Genomic DNA, 14,925 nt, shown 5'->3' on the forward strand with positions numbered 1-14,925 from the left:
GGGACGGCGCGCGCCGTGCCCGGCCCGGGACAGGCGCTGCGACAGGGCCGGTGCGGGGCCGTGCCGCCGGGTGCATCAAGCGGTTTCGAAACCGCTTGGTCAGCGCTTGTAGCCCATGTGGGGCGACATTCCCGGGGTCATGGCCTAGTTTCGGGCAAACGGGACAGGTGACGAAGGAAAGCCGAGCATGAAACTGAACGCGGATTTCACCCGGCGCGTGGTGGTGCGCCCCGAGGATTACGCCTGGGTCGACAGCCCGGCCAGCGGGGTGCAGCGGATGATGCTGGACCGGATCGGCGACGAGGTGGCGCGGGCCACCAGCCTCGTCCGTTTCGCCCCCAACAGCCAGTTCGACGCCCATAGCCATGGTGGGGGCGAGGAGTTCCTCGTGCTGGAGGGGGTGTTCTCGGATGAGCATGCGGATTACCCGGCGGGGTCTTACGTGCGCAATCCCATCGGCACCGCCCATACGCCCCATATCGGGCCCGAGGGCGCGACGATCCTGGTGAAACTGCACCAGTTCGACCCGGAGGACACCGAGCAGAAGGTCATCGACACCCGCGTGGCGGCGTTTCTGCCGGGCTCCGCGCCGGGGCTGAGCGTGCTGCCGCTGCATGCGGTGCCGGGGGAGTCGGTGGCGCTGGTGCGTTGGGCGCCTGGCACGCGGTTTGCCGCGCATCGCCATTGGGGCGGGGAAGAGATCTTCGTGCTGGAGGGGGTGTTTCAGGACGAGCATGGGGATTACCCGGCGGGCAGCTGGCTGCGCAGCCCGCACCAGTCCGAACATGCGCCGTTCTCGGAGGAGGGCTGCCTGATCTACGTCAAGACGGGGCATTTGCCGATGCAGGAAGCGGCCTGAGCCAGGCCAATCGTCGCGTTGGGGGTTTCCTCCGGGTGGGGCGGCCTATGTGTCGGACAACAGGAGGTGCGCGATGCAGAAGATACTGGTGATCGGTGGCAGCAAGGGGATCGGCCTGGAGGCCGTGAAAATCGCCTTGGAACAGGGGTTTGCGGCGCGGGTCATGGCGCGCAAGCCCGAGGCTGTGGGGCTGGAGCACGCAGATCTGGAACTGGTGGCGGGGGACGCGACCGATGCCATGGCGGTGAGCGATGCGCTGGCGGGGTGCGAGGCGGTGATCTCGGCCATCGGCATTCCCAAGAGCCTGCCGGCGCTGGCGCGGCCCACGACGGTGTTTTCCGACGCGACGGCAGTGCTGATCCCGGCGATGAAGGCGGCGGGGATCACCCGGCTTCTGGCGGTCACGGGGTTCGGTGCGGGCGAGAGCAACGCGGCCATGAGCACCCTGGAACGCCTTGGACATAAAGCACTTTTGGGCCGCGCCTATGCGGACAAGGCGGTGCAGGAGGAGATGATCAAGGGCTCTGGCCTCGACTGGACCATCGCGCGGCCCGGGATCCTGACCAACAATGCGCGGACCGGGCAGTACCGGGTGCTGAGCGATCCCGCGGAGTGGCGTAACGGGTTGATTTCGCGGGCGGATGTGGGGGATTTCCTGATCCGCGCGCTCAAGGAGGGCAGCCATATTCACGACGCGCCGGTGCTGGTGCGCTGAGCCGAAAACGCGCGTCGGGGGCGTGTCGGCAAACTGTATGGCAGGTGTATGGCACCTGTCGGGCACCTGTCGGGCAAATTGTCTGACAATCCACGCGCGGACCACAGGCCGCGCCCGGTCCAGTCAGCGTGGCAGCGGCGTCTCGGCGCGCTTGTAGGGGCCCCAATCCTCGATCTCGGGGTAGTATTGCCGACGCCAGGCGCGCACGCGGGGGTTCATGATCCGGCGCCAGAGGGGCGGGACCATGGCGGCCATGGTCATCACCGGATAGCCGAAGGGCAGTTGCGGTGCCTCCTCGGGTCCGTAGGTCTGCAACAGCGGGAAGCGGCGGTCGGGCTTGTAATGGTGGTCGGAATGGCGCTGCAAATTGATCAGCAGCCAGTTCGATGCCTTCTGCGCGGCGTTCCAGGAATGGCGCGGCTGCACATGCTCGTAGCGCCCGTCGCCCAGATGTTTCCGGGTCAGGCCGTAATGTTCCACGTAGTTGACCAGTTCGAGCTGCCAGATGGCGGTGGCCGCCTGCACGGCGAAGAGGGCAACGCCCGATGAGCCCCCCAGGGCGAAGGCGAGCGCGAGCCAGCCTGCCTGCAGCGCGGCGTAGCGCCAGAACGGGTTGGCCGGGTGCCAGACAGGGCGGTTGCGGCGGGCGAGCATCGCCGCCTCCGCCCGCCAGGCCGAGGCCAGGCATTGCCACAGCACACGCGGATAGAACCGGTGAAAGCCCTCGTTGTAACGCGCGGTGACCGGGTCGCGCGGCGTGCCCACGTAGCGGTGGTGCACCAGCAGGTGTTCGGAGCGGAAATGACCGTAGAGCACCGAGGCCATGAGCAGGTCGCCCAGCCACCGCTCCAGCCGGTTCTTCTGGTGCATCAGCTCATGCGCGTAGGTGATCCCGACCGTGCCGGAGGCCACGCCCATGCCGAAGAACACGCCGACCTTCTCGGCCGCGCCCAGATGGGCGGCGGCGGGCACGGTGGCCAGCAGCCAGATCAGCATCGCCGCCTGGAGCGGGAACCATGCCAGCGTGATGGCCCGGTACCAGCCGAGCGCCTCTTCGGGCGTGTCGGTGTCGGCATTGCCGGTCTCCAGCCCCGCGAGCGCATCCAGCAGGGTAAACAGCCCCCAACTGGCCAGGGGCGGCAGCAGGAGCGCCCAGCCGCCATATTCCGCCGCCAGCAGGATCGCTGGGAACAGGCCCAGCGACAGCCAGAAGGGCAGGGCCCGGGTCAGGCGGGCCATGCGGGCGGGGGGAATGGAGGCGGTGTCGGGGGTGCTCATGGCGTGATCAGAGCGGGGAAGGGAAGCCTGTGTCAAGATGTGCCGCCGCGAGGTCATGGGCCTTGCGGAACACCGTGGGCAGATCGGCGGGGCGAAAGGCGGCGCGCGGCACGAAGCGGCCCCTTGCGGGCGGGGCGTCCGTGATCGCGGTGCGCAGGGCCAGGCGCAGGTGGAAATGGGTGAAGGTGTGGCGCACTTCGAGGGCCGGGTCGTGCCAGTCCGCGGCGACCGGGGGGGCGTCGGCGGGCGCGTCCTCGGTCCAGTCGGTGGAGGGATAGGCGAGCATGCCGCCCAGCAGGCCCCGGTCGGGACGGGTTTCCAGCAGCCAGGCACCGTCCGGGTGGCGCGCGACATAGACCAGACCGAAACGGGTCGGTTTGGGCTTTTTCGGCAGTTTGCGGGGCAGGTCGGCGGCGATGCCGGTGGCGCGGGCGACACAAGGGTCCCGCCACGGGCAGATGCCGCAGGCGGGGTTGCGCGGGGTGCAGATCGTGGCGCCGAGGTCCATCACCGCCTGGGCGTAGTCGCCGGGGCGTTTGTCCGGCGTGAGGGCCGCGGCGGCCTCGGTCAGTTCCGGCTTGGCGGGCGGCAGGGGCGTTTCGATCCCGCGCAGCCGGGCCATGACCCGTTCGACATTGCCGTCGACCACCGTTTCGGGCCGGTCGAAGGCAATCGCGGCGATGGCGGCGGAGGTATAGGGGCCGATGCCGGGCAGGGCGCGCAAGCCTTCGGCGGTGTCGGGAAAGCGCCCGCCATGGTCCTGCGTCACCACCCGCGCGCATTTCAGCAGGTTGCGCGCGCGGGCGTAGTACCCGAGCCCCGCCCAGGCGGCCATGACATCGGCATCCGCGGCCGCCGCCAGGTCGGTGACCCGGGGCCAGCGGTCGGTGAAGGCGCGGAAGTAGTCGCGCACGGCGGCCACGGTGGTCTGTTGCAGCATCACCTCGGAGAGCCAGACGCGATAGGGGTCCGGGCGCTTGCCCGCGGCGCGCTCGGCAGGCCCCACGCGCCAGGGCATCACGCGGGCATGGGCATCGTACCAGTCGAGCAGCGTGCTGCTCAGCGCCGCCGCCGCCGCGTCGCTCGCGATTTTTTTATGCATTCTGCGCGGTCTCCGTCGCTTCGCCTCTGGTTCTGGGCGCGCATGAGCTTAGACTAGGGTGGAACGCATCGAAAGCGAGCGCGAGATGGCGACAGGCACACGGCGGCGCGGCTACGGCTTCCGCCAGACGGGACAGCTTCTGGAGACCCGGATCCGTACGGCGGGGGAGAGCCGGGGCTTCGCGGTGTCCAAGCTGCTGACCCATTGGGAGGAAGTGGCCGGGCCGGACATGGCGGCCAAGGTGCGCCCGGTGACGGTCAACTACGGCCGCAAGGGGTTCGGGGCCACGCTCACGGTGCTGACCAGCGGGGCCTTCGCGCCGCTGCTGGAGATGCAGAAGGAGCGGCTGCGCGAGAAGGTCAATGCCTGTTACGGCTACAACGCGATCAGCCGGATCAAGATCACCCAGACCGCGTCCACGGGCTTTGCCGAGCCGGGCGCCGATTTCACCCCTGCCCCGAGGCGCGAAGGGCCGCCCAAGCCCAAGCCGGTCACCGAAGCCGCGCGGGCCGTGACCGGTGCGGTGCAGGACCCCGGTCTGCGCGACGCGCTTGCGCGGTTGGGCAGCAACATTCTGAACAGCAAACATCCCTCTTGAAAGGATCCGTCATGGCTCGGAAACTCACCTCTCTGGCCCTCGGGGTCGCGATCGCCGCTGCGGGCGCCTACTGGTATACCAGCCAGTCCGGTGTGCCCACGGCCGGTGTCACCCTGAACCCGGTCGGGTCGGTCGAGGCGCAGGAGGTCGATACGTCGGGCATTGTGGAGATGACCCTGGGCGCGGCGGATGCGCCGATCACGGTGGTGGAGTATGCCTCTTTCACCTGCCCCCATTGCGCCACCTTCCACCAGAACGTGTTTCCGGAGCTGAAGGAGAATTACATCGAGACCGGCAAGGTGCAGTTCATCTACCGGGAGGTGTATTTCGACCGGTTCGGGCTCTGGGCCGGGATGGTCGCGCGCTGCGGCGGCGAGGAGCGGTATTTCGGGATCACCGACATGCTCTATGAGCAGCAGAGCGAATGGACCGGCAATGGCAGCCCGGCGGAGGTTGCCGACAACCTGCGCCGGATCGGGCGGGTTGCGGGCATGTCGGACGAACAGGTCGATGCCTGCCTGCAGGACGGCGAGAAGGCACAGGCGCTGGTGGCCTGGTACCAGCAGAACGCCGAGGCGGACGGGATCAACTCGACCCCGTCCTTCGTGATCAATGGCGAGAATTATTCCAACATGAACTTCCGCGATTTCGCGGCGGTGCTGGACGGGCTGCTCGAAGAATAAGCCCCGCGCCGGGGAATGTGACGCGCCGCGCGGGGTCACGCGCGGCGTGTTGCGTTCGGAAACAGCGTGTCGAGGGCCGCGGTCAGGGCGGTGTCGTCGGCAAGCGCGAGCCGGACGGGCAGGCTGAGGACCTGGCCGCGCAGCTCGGCCGGCAGGCGGACGGCGTCCTTTTCGGTGGTCACGAGTTGCGCGCCCTGGGCCTTGGCATCGGCCAGAAGCCGGGTGATCAGCCGCGCGTCCAGCGGTTGGTGGTCGTCCAGCGGGTGGGTGGCGCAGAGGATCACGCCCTGGTCCTGCAGGGTGTCGAAGAATTTTTGCGGATGGCCGATCCCCGCGAAGGCGACGGCGCGCAGGCCCTCCCACCGCATGCCGGTCTGCAGGGGGGTCAGCGCGCCGCGCAGGTGGGGCAGGGTGCCGGTGGCGGGACCCCAGAGCGCGTCGAAGCGGGCTTGCGCTGCGGGGGGGCCGATGGTCAGGAGCAGGTCGGCGCGGGCCAGGCCGCGGGTCACGGGTTCGCGCAGCGGGCCTGCGGGGATGACCCGGCCATTGCCGAAGCCCCGTTGGGCATCCACCACCACGAGGGAGAGATCCTTGGCGAGCGTCGGGTTCTGGAACCCGTCATCGAGCAGGATCGCCTGGGCGCCTGCGCCCTCCGCCGCCCGTGCCCCTGCCGCGCGGTCCCGGGCGACCCAGGTGGGACCGAAGGCGGCGAGCAGCAGCGGCTCGTCTCCCACCTCGGCCGCATCGTGGCGGCGCGGGTCCACGGCGACGGGGCCCTCCAGCCGCCCGCCATAGCCGCGGCTGACCACATGGGCGGCGATGCCGCGGGCGGCGAGGATCATCTGCAGCGCGATCACGGTCGGGGTCTTGCCGGTGCCGCCCGCATTGATGTTGCCGACGCAGATCACCGGGATGCCGGGCCGGTGGGCGGGGGGCCGGGCCACGCGCCGGGCGGTGGCGGCGGCGTAGAGCGCGCCCAGCGGGGCCAGCGCCCGGGCGCGCCAGCCTGGGGCATCGGGGGGCGCGTGCCAGAAGCCGGGCGGGCGCATCAGGGGGCTTTGCGGGCGGCGGGCTCGACGCCGTCGAGCTGGTCGAGCACTTCGGAGAGGGCCAGGTCGGTGACCTGCGCGCCGCGGGACGAGACCTCCCACGCGGCATGGGCCATGGCGGCGGCGTTATGCGGCGCCAGCAGGTCGTCGATGGTCTCGGCCAGCGTGACCGGCCCGTCCACCTGCCGCGCGCCGCCGGCCTGGGTCAGCCGCTCGTAGATATCGGCGAAGTTGAACACATGGGGCCCGTGGACGATGGCGGAGCCGAGTGCCGCGGGCTCGAACGGGTTGTGGCCGCCGACCTCGGTGAGGGAGCCGCCGATGAAGCTGACCGGGGCGAGGCGGTACCACAGGCCCAGCTCGCCCAGGGTGTCGGCGACGTAGATCTGGGTGTCGAGATCGACGCTGTCGTCGTCGCTGCGCAAGGAGACCTCCCAGCCTTCGGCGCGCAGGGCGCGGGCGATCTCGGGGCCGCGCTCGGGGTGGCGGGGGACGAGCACCATCAGGAGCCGGTGCATCCGGCGCACGAGGCTGCGGTGGGTTTCGCTCATCATCTCTTCCTCGCCCGGATGGGTGGAGGAGGCGAGCCAGAGGGGGCGGCCGTCGATCTCGTCGAGGAAGGAGGCGTACTGGGTCTGGGAATAGGGTAGGAGCTGCGCGCCTTCCTTCAGGGTGCCGATGGTGCGAAGGCGGTCCTGGGGCGCGCCGAGCCGGGCGAGCAGGCGCATGGTGTCCTTGTCCTGCGCCAGGATGCGCCGGAACCGCGACAGCAGGGCGTGGGACAGGCCGCGCATCCAGCGCCAGCGCCGGTAGCTGTCTGGCGACATGCGTGCATTCATCAGCATCATCGGGATGCCCCGGTCGGCGGTGTCGTGGATCATGCGGGGCCAGAGCTCGCTCTCGATCCAGATGGCGAGGTCCGGTTTCCAGTGGTCGAGAAAGCCGGCGATGGCCGGTTTGGTGTCCACGGGCGCGAATTGGTGGATCGCGCCCTGGGGCAGGCGGGTGGCCAGCAGTTCGGCGGAGGTGCGGGTGCCCGTGGTCAGCAGGATCGTGGTGTCGGGGCGTTCCTCGCGCAGACGGCGGATCAGCTCCTGCACCGAGAGCGCCTCGCCCACGCTGGCGGCGTGCATCCAGATCAGCGGGCCGTCGGGCCGGGGCAGGCCGGGGCGCCCGAGACGTTCGCCGTAGCGGTCGGGGTCTTCCTTGCCGGCCTCGCGACGCTCGGCGATCTTGCGCTCGGCCCAGCCGGTGAGCCGCGCGTTCATCGCAAGGTAGAGCCACAGGGCGGCGGAGCGGGGAAAGGCGGCGCTCATGGGGTGCGGCGCGGGTTGGAGGCGGGCTGGATCACGGGGGGCTCCGGGCTGGGGTCGCGGCGCAGCCTAAGGGGCGGACATGGGGCGTTCAAGGCAGCATGGGATGCAGACCGGTGGGCCGGGGTCGCCGCGGCGCGGTCCGGCAGGGCGGCGCGGGGGCTCAGTCGAGCTTGCGCGCCTCGTCCTCGATCATCACCGGGATGCCGTTGCGGATCGGGAAGGCCAGGTGTGCGGCGCGGGAGATAAGCTCCTGCGCCTCGGCGTCGTAGGTCAGGGGCGCGCGGGTCACCGGGCAGACAAGCGATTCCAGCATGTGGCGGTCGAACTCCGCCTCGATCTCGTCGGCGCTCATTGCAGCAATTCCTCGCTGGAGCCGCCGCGCAGGGCGAACTCGATCAGGGTGACGAGGGTTTCGCGCCGGGTGGAGAGCGAGGGCGCTTCCAGCAGGGCCTGCTTGTCCTCCGGATCGAAGGGGCAGAGCATCGAGAGCGAGTTGATCAGCAACTCGTCCTCGGCCTCCGACAGGCTGTCCCAGTCGGTACGCATGTCCTGGTCTTCGAAGAAACGGCGCAAGAGGTCGAGGAAGGCGCCGCGCTGGAAGCCCGGGTCTTCTTCGGTCTTGCCCAGGTCACGGCCGAAATCGTCCCAGGTCACGTCTGCCTTGAGATACGGGGTGAAACCGCTGACCTCGCGGGTGATGCGGAAGCGCGACATGCCGTTCAGGGTGATCATGTAGCGCCCGTCCTCGGTCTCGGAGAAGGCCGAGACCCGGCCCGCGCAGCCGATGCTGTGCAGGCGGCGGTCCTTGGAGCCGGGCACTTCGCGCGGCTGCACCATGCCGATCAGCCGGTGGGGCGTCTTCAGCGCATCTTCGAGCATGGCGAGGTACCGCGGCTCGAAGATGTGAAGGGGCAACCGGGCCCGCGGCAGGAGCAGGGCTCCGGGCAGCGGAAAGACGGGGATGGTGTCGGGCAGGTCTGCAGCCGAAAGTTTCATGAGGTTCAGGTAGCCCCGGGGCGCGCTCAGGCAAATATCATCGACGACAGGCGGCGGCGGCCCTGGAGCGCGATGGGGTCTTCGGGCTTCAATGCATCGAAGATGGTGAAGAGCTGGGTCTTGGCGGCGCCGTCCTGCCAGTCGCGGTCGCGGCGGAACAGGTCGAGCAACTCGTCCACCGCCGCTTGGGTGTCGCCGTTGGCATAGAGCGCCTGGGCCAAGTCGAAGCGGGCCTGGTGGTCGTCGGGATCGGCGGTGACCTTGGCGCGCAGCTCGGCCACGGGACCGGCCTGGGCGGCCTGGCGCGCCAGTTCGAGCTGCGCGCGGGCGGCGTCGAGCTCGGGCGATTTGGCGACCGCATCGGGGGCGGCGGTGATCAGGGCCTCGGCCTTGTCCAGCTCGTCCATTGCCAGGTGGGCGCGCACGAGCCCGCCATAGGCCGCGGCATTCTCGGGCTCTTCGCCGAGGATCGCGGCGAAGGTTTGCGCGGCATCCACGGCGGCGCCTTCGGTCAGCATCGCCTCGGCGGCCTCTACCGCTTCGCCCAGCCCGTCATCGCCGCCGAGCGCGGCCACGCGGGAGACGAAATCCTTGATCTCGGCGGGGGTGATCGCGCCCTGGAAGCCGTCGACCGGCTGGCCCTTGTGGAAGGCGTAGACCGTGGGGATCGACTGGATCCGCATCTGGCCCGCGATCATCTGGGCCTCGTCCACGTTGACCTTGACCATGCGGACCTTGCCCTTGGCGGCGGTCACTTCGGCCTCCAGCGCGGGGCCGAGGGTCTTGCACGGGCCGCACCAGGGGGCCCAGAAATCCACGATGACGGGGATTTCCTGGCTGGCATCCACGACATCGGCCATGAATGTCGCCTCGGTGGTGTCCTTGACCAGATCGCCCGCGGCGGGGGCGCCGCCGCCTGTCTGTCCGAATTCCAGCATGGCTTCCCTCATTGTCCGTTCGGTTTCGTATATGGCGTGTCTGCCGTCGGACTCCAAGGGCCGAATGGCGGGTTCAGAGGTCGAAGCTGGCGAAGACCGGGGCGTGGTCGCTGGGCTGGTCCCAGCCGCGCACCTCGCGCAGGATCCGCGAGCCGTGGGCCGCGGCGGCGATGTCGGCGCTGGCCCAGACGTGATCGAGGCGGCGGCCCTTGTCGGCTGCCGACCAGTCGCGGGCGCGGTAGGACCACCAGGAATAGAGCTGGCCCTCGGGGATGTCGGCGCGGGTGACGTCGACCCAGTTGCCGGCCTCGCGGGTGGTCTCGAAGGTGTCGACCTCGATGGGGGTGTGGCTGACGACCTTGAGGAGTTGCTTGTGCGACCAGACGTCGTCCTCGCGCGGGGCGATGTTCAGATCGCCCACGAGCACGGATTTCTCCGGCGCGGTATCGGTGAACCAGGCGCGCATCTCGGCCAGGAAGTCGAGCTTGTGGCCGAATTTCTCGTTGACGTCGCGGTCGGGCACGTCGCCGCCCGCGGGCACGTAGTAATTGTGGATGGTCAGACCGTTTTCCAGCCGCGCAGCGACGTGGCGGGCGTCGCCCTTGCCGACGAAATCCCGGTGCCCGGCGTCTTCGAGGGGCAGGCGGGACAGGATCGCCACGCCGTTATAGCCCTTCTGGCCGCGGGCGACCATGTGGCCGTAGCCCAGGGCGGCGAAGGTCTCCAGCGGGATCTTGTCGACCGGGCTCTTGCATTCCTGCAGGCACAGGACATCCGGCGCCTCGTCGCGCAGCAGGCGCGCGACCAGATCGGCCCGCAGGCGGACGGAGTTGATGTTCCAGGTGGCGATGGTGATGGACATGGGCGTGCTCCCTCGCGGACCGGCGCGACCCTAGGGGAGATCGGGCGCGACCGCCAGAGGCCCGGGGCCGGAAAGGGGGGCATGCGGGCTGCGTGATTCGGATCTGGTTGTTAACCATTGCAAATCAATGCCCTTCGGCCGTCGAGACTTGGCTGGAAATGGTTAACACTGGCTCGGATGCGCGGTTTTTATCGAAAAAGTCGGTTTTTACGCACACATTACTGTAATAATGAGCGATCGGCCCTCGCAATCGGGGTTAAGAAAAGCTTAATGTGCAAGGCAGCGTTGCGCGGGTCGCGCTAACGGTTGATAACTGACCTGTGTGAATTGTAGGTGTACTATGCGTAAACTTCTTCTGACTTCTCTCGTCGCATTATGTCCAGCGGTTGCTTCGGCGACGACGCTTGCGGGCGATACAGTCAACCTGGCTCTTCCCGGTTTCGGCGCCGTAGATGTCGTGGTGGGCAGCGGAATCGAATTTGATCTCGACGGCACGACCTTCGACCTGAATCCGAACGGCACCAACAACCTGCTGGTTGTGGACGGGGACGTTTTCGGGACCGTGGGGAACGTCAGCAGTCTCGTCATCAGCGACATGGATTTCAACGACGGGTCCGAGTTGACGGGATTCTTGGTCACGCAGACCAATCTTGTGAACCTGCAGGTGAGCTTCACGGCAGACAGCCTGACCTTCACTTTCGACCCGAACACCGACAGCCCGAACGGCATCCTGCTCGAAGGTGCGTATCTGACGCAGCTTCCCGGGGCGGGCCCTACCCCCGTTCCGCTGCCGGCGACGGCTCCGCTCCTGCTGCTTGCGGCAGGCGGTCTGGCGGTGATGCGGCGGCGCAAGGCGCGCGGCTGAGGCCAGAGGCCAACGCGACGATCCAGGCCGGGGTTTTACCCCGGCTTTTTCGTGTTCGGGGACGCCTTGTGGAAAAAAATGCCGGGCACGAGGCCCGGCAAGTCCAACAGGGAGGTTGCTGTGTCATGCCCCGTCACAGCATGGGGTTGCTTCACCATACACCCTAGCCGCAGCTTCGCGGGTGCTGAAATACGACTTTCGGCTGCGTGCGGCAATCAGGCCACAAGCCGGTAGCCGCCGGATTCCGTGACCAGCAGCCGGGCGTTGGAGGGATCGGGCTCGATCTTCTGGCGCAGGCGGTAGATATGGGTCTCCAGCGTGTGGGTGGTCACGCCCGCATTGTAGCCCCAGACCTCGTGCAGCAGCACGTCGCGGGCGACCACGCCTTCGGTGGCGCGGTAGAGGAACTTGAGGATGTTGGTTTCCTTCTCGGTCAGGCGGATCTTGCGCTCGTCCTCGGTCTCCAGCAGCTTCATGGCGGGTTTGAAGGTGTACGGCCCCAGGGTGAACACCGCGTCCTCGGATTGCTCGTGCTGGCGCAGCTGGGCGCGGATCCGGGCGAGCAGCACCGGCAGCTTGAACGGCTTGGAGATATAATCGTTCGCCCCGGCATCCAGCCCGAGGATGGTGTCGGCGTCGCTGTCATGGCCCGTCAGCATCAGCACAGGGCATTTCACCCCCTGCTTGCGCATCAGGCGGCACAGCTCGCGCCCGTCGGTGTCGGGCAGGCCCACATCGAGGATCACCAGGTCATAGAGCCCGGCCTTGGTCTTTTCCATCGCCTCGGCGCCGGAGCCGGCTTCGAAGACGTCGAAATCCTCGGTCATCACGAGCTGTTCCGACAACGCCTCGCGCAGGTCCTCGTCATCGTCGACAAGCAGGATCTTTCTCAAAGTGGCCATGTGGTCCTCCGGTTCGCTGCATCAGAAATGCGCCCGGTGCCGCGTTCCAGCAAGGGTTGGAGAAAAATGCTCACGGCCTCGTGTCGCAAGCGCGGGATTTGTTTCAATTTCCGCTGCCAACGGGTACAGGGAGGGGCCAAGTGTTACAGGAACCGGCCATGTCCCTGACCCCCGATCCGCGCGAATTGCGTGCCCGTGCCTGGGCGGACCTGCGCATGGGCGTGTCCGTGGTGCTGCATTCGGAGGGCCGTGCGGTGCTGGCGCTGGCGGGCGAGACGCTCAAGCCTGCGCGATTGTCGGTGGTGGCGGGCATGGCGGAAGCGGTGCTCGCGATCACGGCGCGGCGGGCCGAGACCCTGCGCGCGGTGCCCTATGACGGGGATATCGCGCGGATCGCCCTGCCGGGCAATGCGGATGCGCACTGGGTGCGGGCGGTGGCCGATCCGGCGGATGATCTGCGGATGCCGATGAAGGGGCCGTTCCGGGTGCTGCGCGACGGTGACGCAGTGTTGCACCGGCTGGCGCTGACCCTGTGCAAGGAAGCGCGGCTCTTGCCTGCGGCGGTGGTCGCGCCCGTGGTGCCCGGGTTCGGCCCGGCGGAGGGTCTGACGGTTCTGGATGCCGCCGACCTGCGCGTGCCGGTGGTGATGGACGAGGTCGTCTCGGCCCGCGTGCCCCTGTCGGTGTCGGAGGCGGGGCGGCTGCATGTGTTCCGGCCCGAGGATGGCAGCGAGGAGCATTACGCGGTCGAGATCGGCACGCCGCCGCGCGACCAGCCGGTGCTGGCGCGGTTGCATTCGGCGTGTTTCACCGGTGACCTGCTGGGGTCGCTGAAATGCGATTGCGGGCCGCAATTGCGTGGGGCGCTGGCGCAGATGGGGGCCGAAGGGGCGGGCGTATTGCTGTACCTGAACCAGGAGGGGCGGGGGATCGGGCTGGCCAACAAGATGCGCGCCTATGCCTTGCAGGACCAGGGGTTCGACACGGTGGAGGCGAACCACCGGCTGGGCTTCGAGGATGACGAGCGGGATTTCCGGATCGGGGCGGAGCTTCTGCGGCGGCTGGGGTTTTCGGCCACGCGGCTCATGACGAACAACCCGGCCAAGGTGGCGATGATGGAGAATTGCGGGATCGCGGTGACCGAGCGCGTGCCGCTGAAGGTCGGAGAGACGCCGCAGAACGCCGGGTACCTCGCGACCAAGGCGGCGAAGTCGGGGCATTTGTTGTAGGCCGGCCCGGAAAAGGAGGGGGGGATCATGCCCAAGGGATACATCGTCGCGAGCATTCGCAGCAACGACATGGAGACGATCGGCCGCTTCGCCGCCGCCGCTGGTCCGGTGATCGCGGAGTACGGAGGGCGGGTGCTGGCGCGTGACCCGCAGCCGGAGGTGCGCGAGGGAGCCGATACGGGGATTGCCGTTCTGGTGGAGTTCGACGACGTGGCGACAGCGCGCCGGTTCTACGAGTCCGCAGGGTACACGGCGGCGAAGGCGATCCGCGAGGCGGTGGCCGAGACCGATCTGCGCATCGTGACTGGGCTCTGAGGCCGAATGGGCCCGCGTGACCTTGTATTGACCCCGATGGGCCTGCGCTTCGCCGGGCGTGTGCTGCCCTGCACGATCGGGCGGGGCGGGGTGACGGGCCGCAAGCGCGAGGGGGACGGGGCGACGCCGCGCGGGGTGCATCGGTTGGTGGGGATGTTGTACCGCCCCGACCGGATGGCGCGGCCTGCGGATTGGGCGCTGCCGATCCGGCCGCGGGACGGGTGGTCCGACGACGTGAGGGACCCGGATTACAACCTGATGGTCACCCGGCCCCACGGGTTCGGGCATGAGCGGTTGTGGCGGGCCGATCCGCTCTATGATCTGGTGATCCTGACGGACTGGAACTGGCCCTCTGCGCGCAGGGGGGCGGGGTCGGCGATCTTCATTCACCAGTGGCGCGGGCCGGGGCGGGCGACGGAGGGCTGCGTGGCCCTGTCGCGCGCGGACCTGCGCTGGCTGGCGCCGCGCATCCGGTACGAGACGCGGCTGATCGTGGTCTAGGCGGGTTTCACCCGGTCGCCGAAGATGGCGGAGCCGACGCGGATATGGGTGGCGCCCTGGGCGATGGCACTCTCGAAATCGCCGCTCATGCCCATGGAGAGACCGTCCAGCCCGTTGCGGGCGGCGAGCTTGGCCAAGAGGGCGAAATGCAGGCTGGGTTCTTCGTCGATGGGCGGGATGCACATCAGGCCCTTCAGGGGCAAGTCCAGGGCGCGGCATTCGGTGACGAGCGCGTCCACCTCGGACAGGGCGCAGCCGGCCTTCTGGGTCTCGTCGCCGGTATTGACCTGGACGAAGATGTCTGGGCTTTGCCCGCGCTCCTGCGCGTGGTCGGCGAGGCGGCGGGCGAGCTTGGCGCGGTCCACGGTGTGGATGGCGTCGAAAAGCTCCACCGCAGGGCGGGTCTTGTTGGATTGCAGCGGGCCGATCAGGTGCAGGTCGATGCCGGAATATTTCTCCCGGAAGGCGGGCCATTTGCCCTGCGCCTCCTGCACGCGGTTCTCGCCGTAGACCCGGTGGCCCTCGGCCAGCACGGCCTCGACGCGGTCGAGGTGCTGAACCTTGGAGACGGCGATCAAGGTGATCTCGGCGGGATCGCGGCCGGCCTTGCGGGCGGCGGCGTCGATCCGTGCGGTGATCTCGGACACTCCCATGGACTCCTCCCTTTGCTGTATGGGGTCATCCCAAAAGAAAAGAGCGGGCACAAGGCCCGCTCTC

18 protein-coding genes are annotated in these 14,925 nt (G+C 68.6%); 8 read left to right on the forward strand and 10 right to left on the reverse strand.

The window, feature by feature from the left end; all coding sequences use genetic code 11:
• Window positions 1–187: 187 nt before the first annotated feature.
• Together PVW48_RS10465 and PVW48_RS10470 are read left to right on the forward strand one after the other, a co-directional pair.
• Entirely contained in the window at window positions 188–859 is a 672-nt protein-coding gene (locus tag PVW48_RS10465) for a cupin domain-containing protein (protein WP_274581293.1), read from the forward strand.
• Window positions 860–932: 73 nt separating this feature from the next.
• Entirely contained in the window at window positions 933–1,574 is a 642-nt protein-coding gene (locus tag PVW48_RS10470) for an NAD(P)-dependent oxidoreductase (protein ID WP_274581294.1), read from the forward strand.
• Between the two features lie 123 nt (window positions 1,575–1,697).
• Here the strand turns inward: PVW48_RS10470 and PVW48_RS10475 are convergent, their stop codons facing one another.
• Both PVW48_RS10475 and mutY read right to left on the reverse strand, forming a co-directional pair.
• The gene (locus PVW48_RS10475; RefSeq protein ID WP_274581295.1) at window positions 1,698–2,852 is read right to left on the reverse strand and encodes an alkane 1-monooxygenase; all 1,155 of its coding nucleotides are present in this window, start codon (window positions 2,850–2,852) and stop codon (window positions 1,698–1,700) included.
• A 7-nt stretch (window positions 2,853–2,859) separates the two neighbouring features.
• Complete coding sequence (gene mutY / locus PVW48_RS10480; protein WP_274581296.1) at window positions 2,860–3,954, reverse strand: A/G-specific adenine glycosylase; 1,095 nt, start codon at window positions 3,952–3,954, stop codon at window positions 2,860–2,862.
• A gap of 85 nt (window positions 3,955–4,039) precedes the next feature.
• On the opposite strand from mutY, the gene PVW48_RS10485 reads away from it, so the two are divergent.
• Both PVW48_RS10485 and PVW48_RS10490 read left to right on the forward strand, forming a co-directional pair.
• The gene (locus PVW48_RS10485) at window positions 4,040–4,552 is read left to right on the forward strand and encodes a DUF721 domain-containing protein (protein WP_274581418.1); all 513 of its coding nucleotides are present in this window, start codon (window positions 4,040–4,042) and stop codon (window positions 4,550–4,552) included.
• 11 nt (window positions 4,553–4,563) lie between these two features.
• On the forward strand, window positions 4,564–5,235 hold the full coding sequence (locus tag PVW48_RS10490; RefSeq protein WP_012176712.1) for a DsbA family protein: 672 nt from the start codon (window positions 4,564–4,566) through the stop codon (window positions 5,233–5,235).
• Window positions 5,236–5,270: 35 nt separating this feature from the next.
• Here the strand turns inward: PVW48_RS10490 and lpxK are convergent, their stop codons facing one another.
• The 6 genes from lpxK to PVW48_RS10520 form a co-directional block, all read right to left on the reverse strand.
• Window positions 5,271–6,284, reverse strand: a complete 1,014-nt coding sequence (gene lpxK, locus PVW48_RS10495) for a tetraacyldisaccharide 4'-kinase (RefSeq protein ID WP_274581297.1) — start codon at window positions 6,282–6,284, stop codon at window positions 5,271–5,273.
• Window positions 6,284–7,600, reverse strand: coding sequence for a 3-deoxy-D-manno-octulosonic acid transferase (locus PVW48_RS10500; protein WP_274581298.1), 1,317 nt, complete (start codon window positions 7,598–7,600; stop codon window positions 6,284–6,286). Before PVW48_RS10500 ends, lpxK begins: the two co-directional genes overlap by 1 nt.
• Before the next feature lie 160 nt (window positions 7,601–7,760).
• Window positions 7,761–7,952, reverse strand: a complete 192-nt coding sequence (locus PVW48_RS10505) for a Trm112 family protein (protein WP_012176715.1) — start codon at window positions 7,950–7,952, stop codon at window positions 7,761–7,763.
• The gene (locus PVW48_RS10510) at window positions 7,949–8,596 is read right to left on the reverse strand and encodes an LON peptidase substrate-binding domain-containing protein (protein ID WP_012176716.1); all 648 of its coding nucleotides are present in this window, start codon (window positions 8,594–8,596) and stop codon (window positions 7,949–7,951) included. The genes PVW48_RS10505 and PVW48_RS10510 overlap by 4 nt, the downstream gene beginning before the upstream one ends.
• Before the next feature lie 26 nt (window positions 8,597–8,622).
• A complete protein-coding gene (locus PVW48_RS10515) occupies window positions 8,623–9,534 on the reverse strand; it encodes a thioredoxin family protein (protein ID WP_274581299.1) in 912 nt (303 codons plus the stop codon).
• 73 nt (window positions 9,535–9,607) lie between these two features.
• Complete coding sequence (locus PVW48_RS10520) at window positions 9,608–10,396, reverse strand: exodeoxyribonuclease III (protein ID WP_274581300.1); 789 nt, start codon at window positions 10,394–10,396, stop codon at window positions 9,608–9,610.
• A gap of 340 nt (window positions 10,397–10,736) precedes the next feature.
• Between PVW48_RS10520 and PVW48_RS10525 the strand changes: the two genes are divergently transcribed.
• A complete protein-coding gene (locus tag PVW48_RS10525; RefSeq protein WP_274581301.1) occupies window positions 10,737–11,261 on the forward strand; it encodes a VPLPA-CTERM sorting domain-containing protein in 525 nt (174 codons plus the stop codon).
• Between the two features lie 215 nt (window positions 11,262–11,476).
• Here the strand turns inward: PVW48_RS10525 and PVW48_RS10530 are convergent, their stop codons facing one another.
• Window positions 11,477–12,163, reverse strand: coding sequence for a response regulator transcription factor (locus PVW48_RS10530; protein WP_012176720.1), 687 nt, complete (start codon window positions 12,161–12,163; stop codon window positions 11,477–11,479).
• A gap of 158 nt (window positions 12,164–12,321) precedes the next feature.
• Here PVW48_RS10530 and ribA point away from each other — a divergent pair, with 158 nt between their 5' ends.
• The 3 genes from ribA to PVW48_RS10545 are packed head-to-tail and all read left to right on the forward strand — an operon-like array spanning window position 12,322 to window position 14,208.
• A complete protein-coding gene (gene ribA / locus PVW48_RS10535) occupies window positions 12,322–13,392 on the forward strand; it encodes a GTP cyclohydrolase II (RefSeq protein ID WP_274581302.1) in 1,071 nt (356 codons plus the stop codon).
• A gap of 27 nt (window positions 13,393–13,419) precedes the next feature.
• Window positions 13,420–13,707, forward strand: a complete 288-nt coding sequence (locus PVW48_RS10540; protein ID WP_012176722.1) for a DUF1330 domain-containing protein — start codon at window positions 13,420–13,422, stop codon at window positions 13,705–13,707.
• A 6-nt stretch (window positions 13,708–13,713) separates the two neighbouring features.
• Complete coding sequence (locus PVW48_RS10545; protein WP_274581303.1) at window positions 13,714–14,208, forward strand: L,D-transpeptidase family protein; 495 nt, start codon at window positions 13,714–13,716, stop codon at window positions 14,206–14,208.
• Here the strand turns inward: PVW48_RS10545 and PVW48_RS10550 are convergent.
• The gene (locus PVW48_RS10550; protein WP_274581304.1) at window positions 14,205–14,861 is read right to left on the reverse strand and encodes a YggS family pyridoxal phosphate-dependent enzyme; all 657 of its coding nucleotides are present in this window, start codon (window positions 14,859–14,861) and stop codon (window positions 14,205–14,207) included. The two genes, PVW48_RS10545 and PVW48_RS10550, sit on opposite strands and share 4 nt — an antisense overlap.
• Window positions 14,862–14,925: the final 64 nt, after the last annotated feature.

The sequence above is a fragment of the Dinoroseobacter sp. PD6 genome (assembly GCF_028807315.1).
GTDB classification, from domain to species: domain Bacteria; phylum Pseudomonadota; class Alphaproteobacteria; order Rhodobacterales; family Rhodobacteraceae; genus Dinoroseobacter; species Dinoroseobacter shibae.

Bases quoted from the DNA above. Each gene is read 5' to 3' on its own strand.
- PVW48_RS10515 (WP_274581299.1), bottom strand. From the start codon at position 9,534: ATGCTGGAATTCGGACAGACAGGCGGCGGCGCCCCCGCCGCGGGCGAT.
- lpxK (WP_274581297.1), bottom strand. From the start codon at position 6,284: ATGCGCCCGCCCGGCTTCTGGCACGCGCCCCCCGATGCCCCAGGCTGG.
- PVW48_RS10545 (WP_274581303.1), top strand. From the start codon at position 13,714: ATGGGCCCGCGTGACCTTGTATTGACCCCGATGGGCCTGCGCTTCGCC.
- PVW48_RS10525 (WP_274581301.1), top strand. From the start codon at position 10,737: ATGCGTAAACTTCTTCTGACTTCTCTCGTCGCATTATGTCCAGCGGTT.
- PVW48_RS10465 (WP_274581293.1), top strand. From the start codon at position 188: ATGAAACTGAACGCGGATTTCACCCGGCGCGTGGTGGTGCGCCCCGAG.
- ribA (WP_274581302.1), top strand. From the start codon at position 12,322: ATGTCCCTGACCCCCGATCCGCGCGAATTGCGTGCCCGTGCCTGGGCG.
- PVW48_RS10530 (WP_012176720.1), bottom strand. From the start codon at position 12,163: ATGGCCACTTTGAGAAAGATCCTGCTTGTCGACGATGACGAGGACCTG.
- PVW48_RS10550 (WP_274581304.1), bottom strand. From the start codon at position 14,861: ATGGGAGTGTCCGAGATCACCGCACGGATCGACGCCGCCGCCCGCAAG.
- PVW48_RS10485 (WP_274581418.1), top strand. From the start codon at position 4,040: ATGGCGACAGGCACACGGCGGCGCGGCTACGGCTTCCGCCAGACGGGA.
- PVW48_RS10505 (WP_012176715.1), bottom strand. From the start codon at position 7,952: ATGAGCGCCGACGAGATCGAGGCGGAGTTCGACCGCCACATGCTGGAA.
- PVW48_RS10470 (WP_274581294.1), top strand. From the start codon at position 933: ATGCAGAAGATACTGGTGATCGGTGGCAGCAAGGGGATCGGCCTGGAG.
- mutY (WP_274581296.1), bottom strand. From the start codon at position 3,954: ATGCATAAAAAAATCGCGAGCGACGCGGCGGCGGCGGCGCTGAGCAGC.
- PVW48_RS10475 (WP_274581295.1), bottom strand. From the start codon at position 2,852: ATGAGCACCCCCGACACCGCCTCCATTCCCCCCGCCCGCATGGCCCGC.
- PVW48_RS10520 (WP_274581300.1), bottom strand. From the start codon at position 10,396: ATGTCCATCACCATCGCCACCTGGAACATCAACTCCGTCCGCCTGCGG.
- PVW48_RS10500 (WP_274581298.1), bottom strand. From the start codon at position 7,600: ATGAGCGCCGCCTTTCCCCGCTCCGCCGCCCTGTGGCTCTACCTTGCG.
- PVW48_RS10510 (WP_012176716.1), bottom strand. From the start codon at position 8,596: ATGAAACTTTCGGCTGCAGACCTGCCCGACACCATCCCCGTCTTTCCG.
- PVW48_RS10540 (WP_012176722.1), top strand. From the start codon at position 13,420: ATGCCCAAGGGATACATCGTCGCGAGCATTCGCAGCAACGACATGGAG.
- PVW48_RS10490 (WP_012176712.1), top strand. From the start codon at position 4,564: ATGGCTCGGAAACTCACCTCTCTGGCCCTCGGGGTCGCGATCGCCGCT.